The sequence below is a fragment of the Geodermatophilus africanus genome, assembly GCF_900107105.1.
Classification (GTDB): Bacteria; Actinomycetota; Actinomycetes; order Mycobacteriales; family Geodermatophilaceae; genus Geodermatophilus; species Geodermatophilus africanus.
In genome coordinates, this window is sequence record NZ_FNOT01000003.1 from 194,750 (window position 1) to 211,457 (window position 16,708).

19 protein-coding genes are annotated in these 16,708 nt (G+C 73.7%); 4 read left to right on the forward strand and 15 right to left on the reverse strand.

The window, feature by feature from the left end:
- Positions 1 to 19: 19 nt before the first annotated feature.
- Positions 20 to 526: a GNAT family N-acetyltransferase gene (locus tag BLW63_RS06240; RefSeq protein WP_091152620.1), complete on the reverse strand. Its 507-nt coding sequence runs from the start codon at positions 524 to 526 to the stop codon at positions 20 to 22.
- Between the two features lie 175 nt (positions 527 to 701).
- Here BLW63_RS06240 and BLW63_RS06245 point away from each other — a divergent pair, with 175 nt between their 5' ends.
- On the forward strand, positions 702 to 2,198 hold the full coding sequence (locus BLW63_RS06245; RefSeq protein ID WP_091152622.1) for a sensor histidine kinase: 1,497 nt from the start codon (positions 702 to 704) through the stop codon (positions 2,196 to 2,198).
- A gap of 281 nt (positions 2,199 to 2,479) precedes the next feature.
- Here BLW63_RS06245 and BLW63_RS06250 read toward each other — a convergent pair whose 3' ends face one another.
- Together BLW63_RS06250 and BLW63_RS06255 are read right to left on the reverse strand one after the other, a co-directional pair.
- Positions 2,480 to 2,731 carry a WhiB family transcriptional regulator gene (locus BLW63_RS06250; RefSeq protein ID WP_072918112.1) on the reverse strand — a complete coding sequence of 84 codons (252 nt, stop codon included), beginning with the start codon at positions 2,729 to 2,731 and terminating at the stop codon, positions 2,480 to 2,482.
- Between the two features lie 414 nt (positions 2,732 to 3,145).
- Complete coding sequence (locus tag BLW63_RS06255; RefSeq protein ID WP_091152624.1) at positions 3,146 to 4,168, reverse strand: diacylglycerol/lipid kinase family protein; 1,023 nt, start codon at positions 4,166 to 4,168, stop codon at positions 3,146 to 3,148.
- Positions 4,169 to 4,270: 102 nt separating this feature from the next.
- Between BLW63_RS06255 and BLW63_RS06260 the strand changes: the two genes are divergently transcribed.
- Complete coding sequence (locus tag BLW63_RS06260) at positions 4,271 to 4,753, forward strand: hypothetical protein (protein ID WP_091152627.1); 483 nt, start codon at positions 4,271 to 4,273, stop codon at positions 4,751 to 4,753.
- 79 nt (positions 4,754 to 4,832) lie between these two features.
- Here the strand turns inward: BLW63_RS06260 and BLW63_RS06265 are convergent, their stop codons facing one another.
- The 6 genes from BLW63_RS06265 to sodN all read right to left on the reverse strand — a co-directional run bounded on the left by BLW63_RS06265 (position 4,833) and on the right by sodN (position 8,968).
- Positions 4,833 to 5,615, reverse strand: coding sequence for an HAD-IIA family hydrolase (locus BLW63_RS06265; protein ID WP_211517031.1), 783 nt, complete (start codon positions 5,613 to 5,615; stop codon positions 4,833 to 4,835).
- 174 nt (positions 5,616 to 5,789) lie between these two features.
- Complete coding sequence (locus BLW63_RS06270; RefSeq protein ID WP_091152628.1) at positions 5,790 to 6,272, reverse strand: GNAT family N-acetyltransferase; 483 nt, start codon at positions 6,270 to 6,272, stop codon at positions 5,790 to 5,792.
- A 34-nt stretch (positions 6,273 to 6,306) separates the two neighbouring features.
- The gene (gene pssA, locus BLW63_RS06275) at positions 6,307 to 7,134 is read right to left on the reverse strand and encodes a CDP-diacylglycerol--serine O-phosphatidyltransferase (protein WP_091152630.1); all 828 of its coding nucleotides are present in this window, start codon (positions 7,132 to 7,134) and stop codon (positions 6,307 to 6,309) included.
- Between the two features lie 11 nt (positions 7,135 to 7,145).
- On the reverse strand, positions 7,146 to 7,811 hold the full coding sequence (locus BLW63_RS06280) for a phosphatidylserine decarboxylase (protein WP_091152632.1): 666 nt from the start codon (positions 7,809 to 7,811) through the stop codon (positions 7,146 to 7,148).
- Positions 7,812 to 7,890: 79 nt separating this feature from the next.
- Positions 7,891 to 8,304: a VOC family protein gene (locus tag BLW63_RS06285; protein WP_091152634.1), complete on the reverse strand. Its 414-nt coding sequence runs from the start codon at positions 8,302 to 8,304 to the stop codon at positions 7,891 to 7,893.
- A 262-nt stretch (positions 8,305 to 8,566) separates the two neighbouring features.
- A complete protein-coding gene (gene sodN / locus BLW63_RS06290; RefSeq protein WP_072918931.1) occupies positions 8,567 to 8,968 on the reverse strand; it encodes a superoxide dismutase, Ni in 402 nt (133 codons plus the stop codon).
- Between the two features lie 51 nt (positions 8,969 to 9,019).
- Here sodN and BLW63_RS06295 point away from each other — a divergent pair, with 51 nt between their 5' ends.
- The gene (locus tag BLW63_RS06295) at positions 9,020 to 9,394 is read left to right on the forward strand and encodes a S26 family signal peptidase (RefSeq protein WP_244522400.1); all 375 of its coding nucleotides are present in this window, start codon (positions 9,020 to 9,022) and stop codon (positions 9,392 to 9,394) included.
- A gap of 6 nt (positions 9,395 to 9,400) precedes the next feature.
- Here the strand turns inward: BLW63_RS06295 and BLW63_RS06300 are convergent, their stop codons facing one another.
- Complete coding sequence (locus BLW63_RS06300) at positions 9,401 to 10,006, reverse strand: dTDP-4-dehydrorhamnose 3,5-epimerase family protein (RefSeq protein WP_091152638.1); 606 nt, start codon at positions 10,004 to 10,006, stop codon at positions 9,401 to 9,403.
- A 114-nt stretch (positions 10,007 to 10,120) separates the two neighbouring features.
- Here BLW63_RS06300 and BLW63_RS06305 point away from each other — a divergent pair, with 114 nt between their 5' ends.
- Entirely contained in the window at positions 10,121 to 11,308 is a 1,188-nt protein-coding gene (locus BLW63_RS06305; protein ID WP_091152640.1) for an NAD(P)-dependent malic enzyme, read from the forward strand.
- A gap of 114 nt (positions 11,309 to 11,422) precedes the next feature.
- Here BLW63_RS06305 and BLW63_RS06310 read toward each other — a convergent pair whose 3' ends face one another.
- The 5 genes from BLW63_RS06310 to BLW63_RS06330 form a co-directional block, all read right to left on the reverse strand.
- A complete protein-coding gene (locus BLW63_RS06310; RefSeq protein WP_091153170.1) occupies positions 11,423 to 12,136 on the reverse strand; it encodes a metal-dependent hydrolase in 714 nt (237 codons plus the stop codon).
- Between the two features lie 72 nt (positions 12,137 to 12,208).
- Complete coding sequence (locus BLW63_RS06315; RefSeq protein ID WP_091152642.1) at positions 12,209 to 12,409, reverse strand: hypothetical protein; 201 nt, start codon at positions 12,407 to 12,409, stop codon at positions 12,209 to 12,211.
- Positions 12,410 to 12,471: 62 nt separating this feature from the next.
- Positions 12,472 to 12,651: a hypothetical protein gene (locus BLW63_RS06320; RefSeq protein WP_091152644.1), complete on the reverse strand. Its 180-nt coding sequence runs from the start codon at positions 12,649 to 12,651 to the stop codon at positions 12,472 to 12,474.
- Positions 12,644 to 12,832, reverse strand: coding sequence for a DUF6104 family protein (locus BLW63_RS06325; protein WP_091152646.1), 189 nt, complete (start codon positions 12,830 to 12,832; stop codon positions 12,644 to 12,646). Before BLW63_RS06325 ends, BLW63_RS06320 begins: the two co-directional genes overlap by 8 nt.
- 13 nt (positions 12,833 to 12,845) lie before the next feature.
- Complete coding sequence (locus tag BLW63_RS06330; protein WP_244522401.1) at positions 12,846 to 16,703, reverse strand: multifunctional oxoglutarate decarboxylase/oxoglutarate dehydrogenase thiamine pyrophosphate-binding subunit/dihydrolipoyllysine-residue succinyltransferase subunit; 3,858 nt, start codon at positions 16,701 to 16,703, stop codon at positions 12,846 to 12,848.
- Between the last annotated feature and the right edge of the window lie 5 nt (positions 16,704 to 16,708).

The following is a 16,708-nucleotide window of genomic DNA, read 5'->3' on the forward strand; positions in this document are numbered from 1 at the left end:
GACCCTGCAGGGGGCCGGCTCAGAGGTCGAGGGCGTAGACCAACAGCTCCACGCCGGGCACCGGGTGCCAGTCACGCTCCGGCAGCCGGGTGAAGCCCAGCCGCTCGTAGAGGCGCTGCGCCGCCGTCATACGCCGGTCCGTCGACAGCACCACGCGCCGCTTGCCGGCCGCACGCGCCCGGTCGAGGCAGGCGTTCACCAGCAGCTCGCCGATCCCGCGGCCCTGCACGGCCGGGTCGACGACGAGCATCCGGAACGCCGCCTCGTCGTCGGACTCGGTGATCTCGCCGAAGTCCCCCGAGAGCACCAGCGCGACGCTGCCGGCCACGCGGCCCCCGTCGTCCCGGACGACGAGCAGCTCGGCCCGGCCGGACCGCCCGGCGACGTCGCGCAGCTGCACGCCGTACTCCGGGGAGGCCAGCCCGCCGCCCACGTACACCTCGTGCGTGAGCTCCCCGATCCGCGCGAAGTCGTCAGGGCGGGCGGAGTCGACGGTCAGGGCCGGTGCGTCGGGGGACGAGGACACGACGACGAGCTTAAGAGGACCCCTCCTCCCGCCCGCTCGTCCGAGGGGCCCTCCTGCAGGGGCCCGCAGGCCCCGTCCGGAGGCTCGGCCCGAGCGGGCGAGGGGTGGGAGGAACGGGGTCCTGCTCCGAGTGGTGGAGGGCAGGAGGGTCCTTCCTCATACCCTCGGAGCCACCATGACCAGCCTCTCCGATCGCCTCACCCGCGGGTCGGCCTCCGCGCCGGCGCAGGTCGACCACGCCCGCCGGCTGGTCGCCGACTGGCAGCTGCTGGCCGACCTGTCGTTCGCCGACCTGACGCTGTGGGTGCCGCTGCACACCGGCGCGTGGTGGTGCGTGGCGCAGGTGCGGCCGCTGACCGCTCCCACCAGCCAGCCCGATGACCTCGTGGGGTCGGAGGTCGAGGGCCCGGCCGCCGAGCCGTTCGTGGTGGCGCACCGGGAGGGCCGCCCGGTGACCGAGGGGGAGCCCGACTGGTCGGGCAGCACGCCGCGCCGGCGTGAGGTCGTGCCGGTGCGCCACGACGGCGTGGTGGTCGCCGTCCTGGCGCGCGACACCAACCTGGCGGTGACCCGGTCGCCGTCCACCCTCGAGCTGACCTACCTCGACATCGCCGCCGACCTCTGCCTCATGGTCTCGGCCGGCACCTTCCCGCCGCAGAAGCCGCTGGACGCCGAGCTGAGCCCGCGCGTGGGGGACGGGCTGCTGCGGCTGGACGCCGGTGGCCGGGCGGCCTACGCCAGCCCGAACGCGCTGTCGGCCTACCGCCGGCTGGGGGTCACGGGGGACGTCGTCGGCTCGGACCTCGCCCGCCTCACCGGGGACGCCGCGGTCGACCGGGTGGCCGGGGAGTCCGTCGCGGCCGGCATCCGGGCCGCGGTGACCGGGCGGTTCCCCGACCCGATGGACGTCGAGAGCGTGTCGGCGACGCTGCTGGTCCGCGCACTGCCGCTGCAGGCGCCCGGCGCGGAGGAGGGCGCGCTGGTGCTGGTGCGCGACGTGACCGACGTCCGCCGGCGGGACCGCGCGCTGCTGACCAAGGACGCCACCATCCGGGAGATCCACCACCGGGTGAAGAACAACCTGCAGACGGTCGCCGCCCTCCTGCGGCTGCAGGCCCGGCGGATGACCGAGCCGGCGGCCCGTGAGGCGCTGGAGGAGTCGGTGCGCCGGGTGTCGTCCATCGCCGTGGTGCACGAGACCCTGGCCGGCAGCCGCGAGGACGTCGTGGACGTCGACGAGGTGCTCGACCGGGTGCTACCGATGCTGGGCGACCTGACCTCGGTGGGCCCGGCCGCGCGGACGCGGCGGGTCGGCCAGTTCGGGGAGCTGCCCGCGGTCGCCGCGACCCCGCTGGTGCTGGTGGTCACCGAGCTGCTGCACAACGCCGCCGAGCACGCGTTCCCGGACGGCAGCCCGGGCAGCATCGAGCTGGTGGCGGAGCGGGACGGCGACGACCTCGTCGTCCGGGTGGTGGACGACGGGCGGGGGCTGCCCGAGGGCTTCGACCCGGCAGCCAGCGACGGCCTGGGGCTGCAGATCGTGCGCACCCTCGTCGCCAGCGAGCTGGGCGGCAGCCTGGCCATGACCAGCCCGCCCTCGCACCCCGGGTACGGCCGCACCGGCACCGAGGTGGTGCTCACCCTCCCTGGGGCTGGGAGGCCCCGGAGGTAGGGAGCGGTGCTGCCGACTCCAGCGGCGATCGGGGCAGGGGCTCGACGACGGCCGGGTACGGCACCTGGCCGGGGTGGACCGATCCGCGGGGGCCCGGAGGGTCTCCCGATCGGGACACGGGCAGGGGCTCGACGACGGCCGGGTACGGCACCTGGCCGCGGTGGGCGCCCGGTAGGGCGACAGACGACACAGAGGCCGGTCCGGGGATCCCGGACCGGCCTCTGGAGTGGTGCCGTGTGTGGCGCCGGGCGCGAGGCCCGGTGCCGGTGGTGCGGGTGTGCTCAGGCGGTGCGGACGCGGGTGCGGGCCTGACGCCGCTTGAGGGCGCGCCGCTCGTCCTCCGAGAGCCCGCCCCAGACGCCGGAGTCCTGCCCCGAGCGCAGTGCCCAGTCCAGGCACGACTCGGTGACGGGGCAGCGGCGGCACACACCCTTGGCCTGCTCGATCTGCACGAGGGCGGGGCCGGTCGTCCCGATGGGGAAGAACAGCTCCGGGTCCTCGTCGCGGCAGAGCGCGCGGTGGCGCCAGTCCATGGCCGTGTTCTCCTCGATGTCGTCTACGGTGTGGTGCAGTGGTCGCCGGCCTCGGACCGATCCGCAGGCCGGCGCCGGGGTGGCCAGCGCCATGGCACAGCGACTTCATGCAGGTGTTACCGACAGGTTGCTTTCCTCCCGCGATGTTTTCACGCAGAGGACGCCTGTCAAGCAGAACGAGGGCATCGGTCGACCCCTCGTGAGCAAGCTCACCACGGGCATGGTAGGACCCGCCACTCGACCAGTCGAACCCCCCGCGCGCTGCGTTGACACGTGCTCCTGCCCGTGGGTGAAACCGCAGGTCGCGGGCGCGACAGCGGAACCCGGCGGTCTCCGAGGCCCGGCCCGCCGGGCGCGACCGCCACCCCGCGCCGCTGGGGCGCTCCGGGCGCCCGGCAGCGGTGCGCGCCTCCTTCAGGCGACGACGGTCAGGGCCGAGGGGACGTTGCGCACCCGCAGGCCGGTCGCCGTGCCGAGGTGGTCGCCGTCGAGCTGCCAGCCCTGCGGCCGGCGCGCGGTCAGGGTCAGCTCGTCGAGGTCGTGCCAGCGGTGCACGCCGTCGCCGCGGACGTCGGGCCGCGCGGCGAACACCTCGCGCACGTGGTGCAGCATCCGCAGGACGCCGGTGCGGCCGAGGGCGAAGACGTCCAGGCCGCTGTCGAAGGTGGCGTCGGGCGTGGGGTTCACCGCGTGGGCCCCCAGGTAGGTCCACGGCGAGACGTTCGAGACCAGGCACAGGAACAGCCCGTCGAGGGGCGGGCTCCCGGGCAGGTGTGCGGAGATCGCCGGGTCCCGGCGCTCCCGGCCGAGCACGAAGGCGCTGGTCGCCTCGACCACGTAGAGCAGCCCGGTGGAGCGGAAGCCGCGCGCGCGGTGGGCCTCCACCCGGCCGATGACGTCGGCGTCGAAGCCCAGCCCGGCCGAGAAGGCGAACCAGCGCGGCTCACTCCACCCCGGGTGGGCGGCGGCCCCGGCGTCGGCGGCGGCCTGCGCCAGCACCGGGTCGGACAGCCGGGCCGGTGCCGTGCTGGCGCCGCGGACGCTGGCCGTCCCCAGTGAGATGCGCCGGGTGCGTCCGGCGCGCAGCGAGTCGAGGACCTCCCGCGTCGCGGCCAGCGGGTCCCGTGACCGGCCCAGCGCGCGGGAGAAGACGTTCGTGGAGCCGCCGGGCACCACGGCGAGCGGCGGCACGTGCCCGCCGGGGCCGTCGTGCAGCAGGCCGTTGACCACCTCGTTGACCGTGCCGTCGCCACCGAGGGCGAGGACGACGTCGACGCCGTCCGCGCAGGCCTTGCGGGCCAGCTCGCTGCCGTGGCCGCGATGGGTGGTCTCGGCCAGCTCCACCTGCAGCTCGTCGGTGAGGGTGGTGAGCACCCGGTCGCGCACGCCGCGGCTGGTCGTCGTGGCCGCGGGGTTGGCCACCACGAGTGCGCGCATGCCAGCCAGGCTAGCCAGCGACCCGGTCCGCCCCGGTGCTGGCGTGGGACGGGGTCCGGCGGGCGGACCGGCCGGGGGTGTGCCGGCGCGTATCCTCCGGTCGTGACCGAGCAGTCCGGAGCCAGGCCGCCGCGGGACCGCCGGCGGGCGGAGCGGCTGCTCGGCGGTACGGCCGAGCCGTCGGCGCGGCGGCCGGAGCGGGAGCGGCCGGTGGCTCCGCCCGCGGTGCGCCGAGCGGCCCTGGTCGCCGGCGTGGAGGCGGCGGCCCTGGCCGCGGTCGCCCTCTGGCTGCTGATCCTCACGTTCACCTCGACCGCCGACAGCGTCGGGCGGGCCGTGGCCGAGGTCGTCTACGTCGGCATCTTCGCCGTCGCGCTGGGTGCCGCGACCGTGGGGCTGTGGCGGGTCTCGCCGTGGTCGCGCGGGCTGGTCGTCTTCCTGCAGCTGCTGCTCGGGCTCTTCGGCTGGTTCTCCGCCTTCGAGTGGGGTGGCGCCTGGGTCGGCGTCCCGCTCCTGGCGCTGGTGGCGACCGAGCTCTACCTGCTGGCGACGCCCGAGGCCCGGCTCGCGTTCGAGGACCGTTGACGCGGTGAGGTGATGAAACGGCCACCCTGCAGGGGCCCGCGCCGAGCTCGCGAGGCGTGGGGGGAAGGGTGGTCCTTCTTCAGACCAGGTCGACAACGTCGGCGATCGAGTCCAGCACCCGGCCTGGCCGGAACGGGAAGCGCGCCACGTCGGCGGCCTGCGTCGACCCGGTGAGCACCAGGATGGTGCCCAGGCCGGCCTCGATGCCCGCGACGACGTCGGTGTCCATCCGGTCGCCGATCATGACCGTGGACTCCGAGTGCGCCTCGATCCGGTTCATGGCGCTGCGGAACATCATCGGGTTGGGCTTGCCCACGAAGTACGGCTCCGAGTCGGTCGCGCGGGTGATCAGCGCCGCGACCGAGCCGGTGGCCGGCAGCGGGCCCTCCGGGGAGGGCCCCGTGACGTCGGGGTTGGTCGCGATGAAGCGGGCCCCGGCGCCGATCAGCCGGATGGCCCGGGTGATGGCCTCGAAGGAGTACGTGCGGGTCTCCCCGAGGACGACGTAGTCCGGGTCGGTGTCGGTGAGCGTGTAGCCGGCCTCGTACAGCGCGGTGGTCAGGCCCGCCTCGCCGATGACGTAGGCCGAGCCGCCCGGCAGCTGGGTGGACAGGAAGTCCGCGGTCGCCAGCGCCGAGGTCCAGATCGACGCCTCGGGTACCTGCAGGCCCGACCGCGCCAGGCGGGCGGAGAGGTCCCGCGGCGTGAAGATCGAGTTGTTGGTGAGGACCAGGAAGCGCCGGCCGGCGGAGACCAGCCGGTCGAGGAAGTCCGCGGCGCCGGGCAGCGCCTGGCCCTCGTGCACCAGGACGCCGTCCATGTCGGTCAGCCAGCACTCGGGCTGCTTGCGCTCGGTCGTCACGAGGGGTCTCCCTGGGGCTCGGGGACGGTGGCGGCCGGCGGCCGGCAGCGGTGTGCCCATCATGGCGGCTCGCCGGCGTCGGCTGCCGGGTGGCCGTGCAGCCGCGACGGCCGGCTCCGCGCGAGGGCCGCCGACGCCGCAGTGCCCGGGCCCAGGACGACGTCCGTCGCCGGATCAGCCCCGGCGGTCGCCCGCGAAGGCGGTCAGGGCGTCGTGGGTGAGCCGGAAGACCGTCCACTCGTCCATCGGCACGGCCCCCGCCGCCCGGTAGAACTCGATCGACGGGGTGTTCCAGTCCAGCACCGACCACTCGAGCCGGCCGTACCCGCGCTGAACGCACAGGTCGGCCAGCGTGCGCAGCAGCTCCCGGCCCAGCCCGTTGCCGCGGTGCCCGGGCCGGACGTAGAGGTCCTCGAGGTAGACGCCGTGGGTGCCGCGCCAGGTGGAGAAGTTGAGGAACCACAGCGCCATCCCGACGACGTCGCCGTCGGCCACCGCGACGTGGCCGAAGAGTCGGGGCGAGTCGCCGAAGAGCGCGGTGGACAGCTGCGCCTCCGTCATCCGGGCCTCCTGCGGCGCCTCCTCGTACTCGGCCAGCTCGCGAACCAGACCCACCACGGCGGGGACGTCGTCGGGCCGGATGGGCCGCACGGTCACGGTTCCTCCTCCCTGCGTGAGCTCGCACGCCCGCTCACGTCAGCAGCTCCTTGAGACGGGCCGGCACCAGCCGGCCGAGGGGGGAGACGACCGGCACGAGGACCGGTGCCAGCAGGTAGCCGTAGGCCAGCGCGCACCCGGTCACCACTGGCACGAACGTGAAGCCGACGACGACGGCCAGCGCCGCGGCGACCAGCCCGTAGGGGCGGCCGCTCTTCGGGCTGACCAGCGAGCGGAACGAGCGGAAGCGGATCGTGCTGACCATCAGCAGCGCCGGGACCGCGACGATGAGCAGTACCCACAGCCGCTCTCGGCCCTGCATCTGGTCGCCGAAGGCGAAGACCGAGGCGAGCACGACGCTGGCCGCACCGGGGCTCGGCATGCCGGTGAAGTACCGCTTGTCGGCGGTGGGGTCGATGGTGGTGTTGAACCGCGCCAGCCGGATGGCCGCGCACGCCACCCACAGCCCGCAGACGACCCAGCCCAGGGGGTCCCAGGCGTCGCGGCCCTCGGAGAACAGCGTGAAGGCCACCAGCGCCGGGGCCAGCCCGAAGGACACCAGGTCGGCCAGCGAGTCGAACTGCAGGCCGAAGGGCGTCACCGCGCCGACCAGCCGCGCCACGGCGCCGTCGGCGATGTCGAACACCACGGACAGCCCGACCAGGACGGCGGCCAGCGTGTACTGGCCCCGGATGGAGACCAGGATCGCGACGAAGCCGCACATCATGTTGGCCAGCGTGAACAGGCTGGGCAGCGTCGCCAGGGCCCGTCGCCGGGTGCCGCGCACCGACCCGCGGACGAACTCGACGGTCGCCGTCCGCCGGGTCTGCGGGAGGCGGGCACCGGACGCGGAGCTGGGCACCGGGGCCTCCCTCAGCGAGCGCCGGACCAGCGGGCGATGACGGTCTCGCCGCCGCGCACCCGCTGTCCCACCCGGACGAGCACCGCGCAGTCCCGGGGGACGAAGACGTCCATGCGGGACCCGAACTTCATCAGGCCCATCCGCTCACCGGTCGCCAGCCGCCGGCCGACGCCGGTGCGGGTGACGATGCGGCGGGCGAGCACGCCGACGATCTGCCGGAACACCACCGTGCGGTCGCCGTCGCGCAGCCACAGCTCGCTGCGCTCGTTGCGGTGCGCCGACTCCCTGCGGTAGGCGGCCAGGAAACTGCCCCTGCGGTAGGAGCTCTCCACGACCTCACCGTGGTACGGCGAGCGGTTGACGTGCACGTCGACGACGGACAGGAACACGCTGACCTGCTGCCAGTCGCCCTCGGGGGCCACCCCCTCCTGCGGCTCGCCCGCGACCATCACCACGCCGTCGGCGGGGGACAGGACGTCGTCGGGGGCCGGCGGCTCGGCGTCGCAGTGCCGGTCGGGGTCGCGGAAGAAGAGCGCCATGTAGGCCGACAGCAGGGCGAACGGCCAGGCGGCGAGCCGGAGGCCGCGACGGTCCCCGGCCCTCCCGGCCGCGGTGAGGACGGCGGCGGGTGCCAGGGGCCCGGTGATGAACGGCCACCCGGCCGGGTCGATACGCATCGAGGTCAGACGGTACCGGGGAGCAGTCACCCGCTACGACCGGTCGCCGCCCCCACGGACGGCGACCGGACGCTCCTGCTCAGGCCGGCGCGGACCCGATGTTCACCAGCCAGCGCAGGCCGTAGCGGTCGGTCACCTGACCGAAGGTGTCGCCCCAGACCTGCTTCTCCAGCGGCACGTCGACCTCGCCGCCCTCGGCCAGCGCCTCGAACCAGCGGCTCAGGGTCGCCGCGTCGTCCCCGGACAGGGACAGCGAGACCCGGTCGGGACCGGCGGCGTCCGGGTCGTGGCCGTCGGAGGCCATCAGCTCGAGTCCGTCGTCGGTGCGCAGGAAGGCGTGCATGACGCCGTCGTCGGGGTACTCCTCGCCGCCGCCGCCGACGTCACCGAAGGTCATGACGTCCAGCCGGCCGCCGAGGACGGAGCGGTAGAAGTCCATCGCCTCGCGGGCGTTGCCGGCGAAGTGGAGGTACGGGTTCAGACGGGCGGCCATCGGGGCTCCTGAGGTCGTCCGGACGGCGTCCGGGTGGGGGGCGGGGAAAGGACCCCGGTCAGCCGCGGAACTCATCGGCCGGCGGGGACACCAGCGAACGGCACCGGCCGGCGAGCGGAGTGCTCGCCGGCCGGTGCCGGTGCTGCGTGGGCGGCCTCCCTGCAGGGACCCGCAGACCCCGTCCCGAGTCCCGCCACGAGCCTGCGAGGGGCGGGGAGGACGGGGTCCACTCACGAGTGGTGGGGGGCAGGGAGGTCCTCTCTCAGGCGGCGGCCTTCGTCTCCCAGAAGATCTTGTCGATCTCGGCGATGTAGTCGAGCAGCTTCTGGCCCTCGGCCGGGTCCATGCTGCCCTTGCCGCCGGCGGCACCGGCCTGCTTGGTCGCCTTGTTGAACAGCTCGTGCAGCTGCGGGTACTTCTCGAAGTGCGGCGGCTTGAAGTAGTCGGTCCAGAGCACCCACAGGTGGTGCTTGACCAGGTCCGACCGCTGCTCCTTGATCAGGATCGCGCGGGTGCGGAACGCCGGGTCCTCGTTGGCCTGGTACTTCTCCTGGATGGCCTTGACGGACTCCGCCTCGATGCGGGCCTGGGCCGGGTCGTACACGCCGCAGGGGAGGTCGCAGTGAGCGGTGGCCTCCACGGCGGAGAACATGCGGAAACGCATGGACGTAGCCTCCGGTTCTGTGGGGTCGGTTCGTCTGCGACCCTACTCCCGGTGAGCAGCGGGGACACGTCCGGAACGGGGCGGACGGCGGGGGTCGAGGCGCTGGTCACGCCCTGGGTGGTGGCCCGCGTGGCGGGCCCGTCGATGACGCCCACGGTGCGCTCCGGTGACCGGCTGCTGGCGCGCCGGGTCGCCGCGGGCACGGCGGTCCGGGACGGCGCCGTCGTCCTCGCCCGCTTCCCGGCCCGGCCGGGGCTGCTGGTGGTCAAGCGGGTGCGCGGTGCAGTCCCGGGCGGGCACTGGGTGGAGGGGGACAACCCCTTCGTCACCGACGACAGCCGCGCGTTCGGTCCGGCGGTGGTCGTCGGCCGGGTCGTGGGCCGGCTCTGGCCGCGGCCCGGCCGGCTGCCTTGCCGCCCTGCCTAACTGTACCTAGCCGGCCGTGCGCAGCTGCGCGTAGCGGGACCGGCACTCGTCGATCGTCGGGAGCAGGCCCTGCTCGCGCGCCTCGGCCAGCGTGGGCGCCTGCTGGTCCTTGGCCGAGAGCTCGAACGCCACGTCGTCGGGCCACGGCAGGTCCAGCTCGGGGTCCATCGGCGAGACGCCGAACTCCCGGGTCGGGTCGTAGCCGCTGGAGACCAGGTAGGTGACCGAGCTGCCGTCGGCCAGCGACAGGAAGGCGTGCCCGAGCCCCTCGGCCAGGTACACCGCGCGCGGCTGCGCACTGTCGAGGACGACGGCGTCGTGCCCGCCGAAGGTGGGGGAGTCCACCCGGACGTCGACCACGACGTCGAGCACCCGGCCGGCCGGGCAGTAGACGTACTTGGCCTGACCGGGCGGGACGAGCGCGAAGTGGACGCCGCGCAGCACGCCGCGTGCGGAGACGCTGTGGTTGGCCTGGGCCAGCGGCAGGCCGTGGCCGACGGCGTCGGCGAGCACGTCGGCGCGGTACCACTCGGTGAACCGGCCGCGGGCGTCGCCGTGCGGCACGAGGTCGAGGACGTAGGCGTCGCCGACGGCGAGCTGGCGGATCTGCACTCCTGGACGGTAGCCAGCCCGGTGCGGGAGGCCGGACAGCGGAGTCCGCGGCGCGGCCCGTGTCCCCCGTACGGCGGGACGGCGCACGGGGAGGGGGATTACGCTCCCGGGTCCATGAGCGCGCAGCAGCAGGACAGGACTGCCGATCGCTTCGCCGCCGACCCGGCGTTCGCGGTGCACGAGGGCGGCAAGCTCGTCGTACGCCCGACCCGCCCGATCGAGACGACCGCGGACCTCGCGCTCACCTACACGCCCGGCGTCGCCCGGGTCTCCAGCGCGATCGCCGCCGAGCCGGCCCTGGCCGACCGGTACACCTGGGCGCCGCGCGTGGTCGCGGTCGTCTCCGACGGCACCGCTGTCCTGGGGCTCGGGGACATCGGCCCGGCCGCGGCCCTGCCGGTCATGGAGGGCAAGGCCTGCCTGTTCAGCGAGTTCGCCGGCCTGTCGTCGGTGCCGGTCGTCCTCTCGACGACCGACGTGGACGCGATCGTGGAGACGGTGGTGGCGATCGCGCCGTCCTTCGGCGGCATCAACCTCGAGGACATCAGCGCGCCGCGCTGCTTCGAGATCGAGGAGCGGCTGCGCGCGCGGCTGGACATCCCGGTCATGCACGACGACCAGCACGGGACGGCGATCGTCGTCCTGGCCGCGCTGCGCAACGCCGCGCGGGTGGTCGGCCGGGAGCTGGGCTCGCTGCGGGCGGTCGTCTCCGGCGCCGGCGCGGCCGGGGTCGCCTGCACCAAGATCCTGCTCGAGGCCGGGGTCGGCGACATCGCCGTGGCCGACTCCCGCGGCGTGCTGCACACCGGCCGCGACGACCTCACGCCGATCAAGCGCTGGATCGCGGAGCACACCAACCGGGCCGGCTACGCGGGCACGATGGCCGGCGCACTCGAGGGTGCCGACGTCTACCTGGGCCTCTCCGGCGGCTCGGTGCCCGAGTCGGTGATCGCGTCGATGGCGCCGGACTGCATCGTGTTCTCGCTGGCCAACCCGATCCCCGAGGTGGACCCGGAGATGGCGGCCCGCCACGCCGCGGTGGTCGCCACCGGACGCAGCGGGGAGCCCAACCAGATCAACAACGTGCTGGCGTTCCCCGGTGTCTTCCGCGGTGCGATCGACGCCGGCGCCACCGGCATCACCGAGCAGATGAAGCTGGCCGCGGCCATGGCGATCGCCGACGTCGTCGGGGACGAGGTGCGGGCCGACTACGTGGTGCCCAGCCCGCTGGACCGCCGGGTGGCCGACGCCGTCGCGGCCGCGGTCGCCGCCTGCGCCCAGGAGCAGGGCGTCACCCGCTGAGAGGACCCCCTGCCCCGCCACTCGCATCCTCGTGCCGGGCCCCGTCCCGGGTCCCGCCCCGAGCGTGCGAGGGGTGAGGAGGACGGGGGCCTCCGGCCTGCGGGAGGGCTACCCTCAGCCGAGGCCGGGCAGGTCCTGCAGCAGCGGGTCGACGGCGGCGCGGACGTCGGTGTTGAGGTACACGCAGTACAGCGTCGCGAGCACGAACGCCGGCACCAGGACGACCTTCTCGAGCGCCGTCCCGGTGCGCAGCGGGGTGAGCGCGAGCCGGGACCGGCGCAGCAGCCACAGCACGGGGACGGGCACACCCTGCGTGGTGAGCGCGTCCCCGGCGATGTGGGTCAGCACGCCCAGCGCGACCGCCCAGGGCAGCCAGGCCGGGCTGGGGGAGTGCTCGAGGAGCAGCCAGGCGCCGCTCCAGGACAGCACCAGGTTGCCGACGACGGTGTTCTCGGCCCGCCCGGGGATGACGAAGTGCAGGGCCCGGAGCGCCAGCCCGATGGCCAGGGCCATGAGCAGCAGGCTGGACCAGAACGCGTGGGCCGCGGCCAGCGCCAGGCCGCCGAAGGCCAGCGGCGCGAGGACGGCGTCGTGGGTGCCCCAGCGGTGGCCCTGCGCCAGCCGCCCGATGGCGCCCGAGGGGACGTCGGTGGCCGGTCCCCACATGTCCGAGACCGTCGAGCCGCTGTGGTCGAGGTCGGGCAGCATCGCCATCCCGCCGACGGCGGCGATCCAGGCGACCTGACCGATGGTGCCCCCGACCGGGGCCCACGGCAGCGTCGCGGCGCCGGCGGCGAGGCCGGAGAGCGCGTGCGAGTGACCGAGCACCGACACAGCCTGCCGTTGTGTGGCACACCTCGGGTCGAGGCTGCGACATCCCGGCGTGTCCCCCGGGAGCCCTCAGCCGCCGGAGGGACGGTGGCGGTGCAGGGGAGGGGACGCGTCCCAGGCTCGACAAGTGACGTACGCGGCGATCAGCACGAGGCTGAGGGTGCCGTCCCACACGACGAGTGAGCTCGCATCCCTCGCACCGTCCCCTGCGACCAGGGCCACCCCGGTCACGGTCAACGCGAGCTTGTTGGCGATGACCAGTTCCCACACGCCGCGTACTGCCGTGGACGGAGTGCCAGCAGCGTGAACAGGCCGGCGAACACGGCCAGGCCCTACATCCGCCAGAGCTCGACGACCCTGGTCGGGTCGTCCGCGGCCACGACGGACGAGAGGGCGGAGACAGTGGACGCCACCGCCCCGAGCAGCCACAGCAGGGCGCGACCCATCCGATCACGGTTGCCGGACGCCTCCCTCGCCTGCTCGACGGAGGCGTCCGCGGCCGTGTCAGCCATCCACGTCGTCGTCCTCGGTGCCGCCGCGGGCCAGCCAGGTGGCCAGCCGCTCGACGGGCACCTCGAAGTCGGGGTGCTGGTCGACGAACGCCTGCAGCTGGTCGGCCAGCCAGGCGAGGGTCACCTGCTCCTCGCCCCGCCGGTCGGCCAGCTCCTCCAGACCACGGTCGGTGAAGTACACGGTCGGCGGTGCGCTAGTCGGCGAAGGCCTCGGCCGCGAGCCGCTTCTGCTCCACCTCGTGGACCTTCGCCGAGCCGACGGCCGGGCTGGCCGCGGCGGGGCGGCTGACGCGGCGCAGCCGGCGGCCGTCCGACAGGTGCTCGGGCAAATTCACGGCCATGAACTGCCAGGCACCCATGTTCGCCGGCTCCTCCTGCACCCAGACGACGTCCTGCGCGTTCGGGTAGCGCTCCAGCGCCTGCCGGATCTGCTCGGCCGGCAGCGGGTAGAGCTGCTCGACGCGCAGCACCGCGGTGTCTGCGGTGCCGGTGGCCTCCCGCTGGGCCAACAGGTCGTAGGCGACCTTGCCGCTGCACAGGAGCACCCTCCGCACGGCGCCGCCGTCCAGCGGCTCGCCCCCCACACCCGGGTCGGGCAGCACCGGCCGGAAGGTCTCGTCGGTGAAGTCCGGGACCGGGCTGACGGCGGCCTTGGCCCGCAGCAGCGACTTGGGCGTGAAGACGACCAGCGGCCGGTGCAGGTCCGAGAGCGCCTGGCGACGGAGCAGGTGGAAGTAGTTGCCCGGCGTCGAGCAGTTGGCGACGGTCATGTTGTTCTCCGCCGACAGCTGCAGGAACCGCTCGATGCGGCCGCTGGAGTGGTCCGGCCCCTGCCCCTCGAGGCCGTGCGGCAGCAGCAGGGTGACGCCGGAGCGCTGGCCCCACTTCGCCTCGCCGGAGCTGATGAACTCGTCGATGACCATCTGGGCGCCGTTGACGAAGTCGCCGAACTGCGCCTCCCACAACACCAGGGCCTTGGGGTTGGCCACCGAGTAGCCGTACTCGAAGCCCAGTGCCGCGTACTCCGAGAGCAGCGAGTCGTAGACGAAGAACTTCGCCTGGTCCGGCGACAGGTTCGCCAGCGGCGTGTACTCCACGGCGGACTCCCGGTCGATGAGCACCGAGTGACGCTGGACGAAGGTGCCGCGGCGGGAGTCCTGACCGGCCAGCCGCACCGGGACGCCCTGCATGAGCAGGGACCCGAAGGCCAGCAGCTCGCCCATCGCCCAGTCGATGCCGCCCTCGCTGACCATCGCCGCGCGCCGCTCCAGCATCCGCTGGAGCTTCGGGTGCGGGGTGAAGTGCTCGGGGAAGGACACGTGCGCGTCGCCGATCGCCTTGAGCACCTCGGTGGTGATCGCCGTGGCGACCGGCTGCTCCTGCGCGGGCTGGTCCATGACCGGCCGCGGCTTCGAGGTCTCCTGCGCGTCGTGCGTCTCGGCGAAGGCCCGCTCCAGCTGGTCGCGGTAGTCCTTGAGCGCCTCCTCGGCCTCGGCCAGGGTGATGTCGCCGCGGCCGATGAGCGCCTCGGTGTACAGCTTCCGGACCGAGCGCTTGCGGTCGATGATGTCGTACATCAGCGGCTGGGTCATCGACGGGTCGTCGCCCTCGTTGTGGCCGCGCCGGCGGTAGCAGATCATGTCGATGACGACGTCCTTCTTGAACGCCTGCCGGTACTCGACCGCCAGCCGGGCGACCCGGACGCAGGCCTCGGGGTCGTCACCGTTCACGTGGAAGATCGGCGCGTTGACCATCCGCGCGACGTCCGTCGAGTACAGGCTCGAGCGGGACTGCGCCGGGCTCGTGGTGAATCCGACCTGGTTGTTGATCACCACGTGCACCGTGCCGCCGGTGCGGTAGCCGCGCAGCTGCGAGAGGTTCAGCGTCTCCGCGACGACGCCCTGGCCGGCGAAGGCCGCGTCGCCGTGGAGCAGCACCGACAGGACGGTGAAGCCCTGCTCGCCCTTGTCGATCATGTCCTGCTTGGCGCGGACGACGCCCTCGAGGACGGGGTTGACCGTCTCCAGGTGCGAGGGGTTGCTGGCCAGCGTGACGGCGATCTCGGCGCCGTCCTTGAACGGGTTCGTGAAGGTGCCCTCGGCGCCCAGGTGGTACTTCACGTCGCCGGAGCCTTGGACGGTGCCCGGGTCGATGTTGCCCTCGAACTCGCCGAAGATCTTGCTGTAACTCTTGCCGAGCACGTTGGCCAGCACGTTGAGCCGGCCGCGGTGGGCCATGCCGATGGCGACCTCGTCGAGGCCGTGCTCGGTGCCGGCGATGAGCACCTCGTCGAGGATCGGGATGACCGACTCCCCGCCCTCGAGGCTGAACCGCTTCTGGCCGACGTACTTCGTCTGCAGGAAGGTCTCGAAGGCCTCAGCGGCGTTGAGTCGGCCGAGGATGTGCTTCTGCTTCTCCCGGTCGGGCTGATCGGCCTTGACCTCGACCCGCTTCTGGAGCCACTCGCGCTCCTCGGGGTCGGTGATGTGCATGTACTCCACGCCGACGGTGCGGCAGTAGGAGTTGCGCAGCACGCCCAGGATGTCGCGCAGCGCCATCATCCGCTCGCCGGCGAAGCCGCCGACCGGGAACTGGCGGTCGAGATCCCACAGCGTCAGGCTGTGCTCGAGGATGTCGAGGTCGGGGTGGCTGCGGACCCGGTACTCCAGCGGGTCGGTGTCGGCCATGAGGTGGCCGTTGCGCCGGTAGGCCTCGATGACCTCGATGACCCGGGCTTCCTTGTCGATCTCGCCCTCGTGGCTGACCCGCACGTCGGGCATCCAGCGCACCGGGGCGTACGGGATCCGCAGTGAGCGGAAGACGTCGTCGTAGAAGCCGTCCGCACCCAGCAGCAGCTGGTGCAGGCGGCGGAGGAAGTCGCCCGACTCGGCACCCTGGATGATCCGGTGGTCGTACGTCGAGGTCAGCGTGATGATCTTGGAGATGCCGAGGTCGGTCAGCGCCTCCGAGCTCATCCCCTGGAACTCCGCCGGGTACTCCATGGCGCCGACGCCGACGATCGCGCCCTGGCCGGCGGTCAGCCGCGGCACCGAGTGGACGGTGCCGATCGTGCCCGGGTTGGTCAGGCTGATCGTGGTGCCGGAGAAGTCCTCGAGCGTCAGCTTGCCGGCGCGGGCGCGGCGGATGACGTCCTCGTAGGCGCCCCAGAACCGGGCGAAGTCCATCTCCTCGGCGGCCTTGATGGAGGCCACGACGAGGGAGCGGGAGCCGTCGGCCTTGGGCAGGTCGATGGCCAGGCCGAAGTTGACGTGCTCCGGCTGCACCAGGGTCGGCTTGCCGTCGACCTCGGCGAAGGCGCTGTTCATGTTCGGGAAGTCGTCGAGCGCCCGGACCAGCGCGTAGCCGATCAGGTGGGTGAACGAGACCTTCCCGCCGCGCGAGCGCGCCAGGTGGTTGTTGATGACGATCCGGTTGTCGGCCAGCAGCTTGGCCGGCACCGCACGCACGCTGGTCGCCGTCGGCACGGTCAGCGAGGCGTTCATGTTCTTGACCACGCTGGCCGCCGCCCCGCGCAGCGGGACGCGCTTCGGACCCTCGCCGGCGGGCTGGTCGGTCTTGGCGGCGGGCTTGGCTGTCGGTGCCGGCTTGGCCGGTGGCGCGGCCTTGGCGGCCGGCTGCTGCTGCGCCGTCCGGTCGGCGGCCCGGTTCACCACGGTGTCCTCGGTCTGCGCCTGGACGCGGGTGGCCCGGGAGGGGCCGCCGTCACCAGTGGGGGGCTGCTCGTCGGGGGTCGGCTGCTGCTGGGGGACGGGGGCCGGCTGCCGGGTGGTGGGCGCGGCCGCCGGGGCCGAGTCGGCGGCCGGGGCGGACGACGCGGGCTCGGCGGCCGGGGCGGCCGGTGCCTCCCGGTCGTCGCTCGCGGACACCGGGCTGCCCGGCCGGTAGTCGGCGAAGAACTCGTGCCACGCCTGGTCCACGCTGGAGGGATCGGCGAGGTACTGCTGGTACATCTCCTCGACCAGCCACTCGTTGGTACCGAATCCCGCCACCGCCGAGGAGTTGGGGGTGGAGGACGGCCTGGATGAGCTCACGCTTG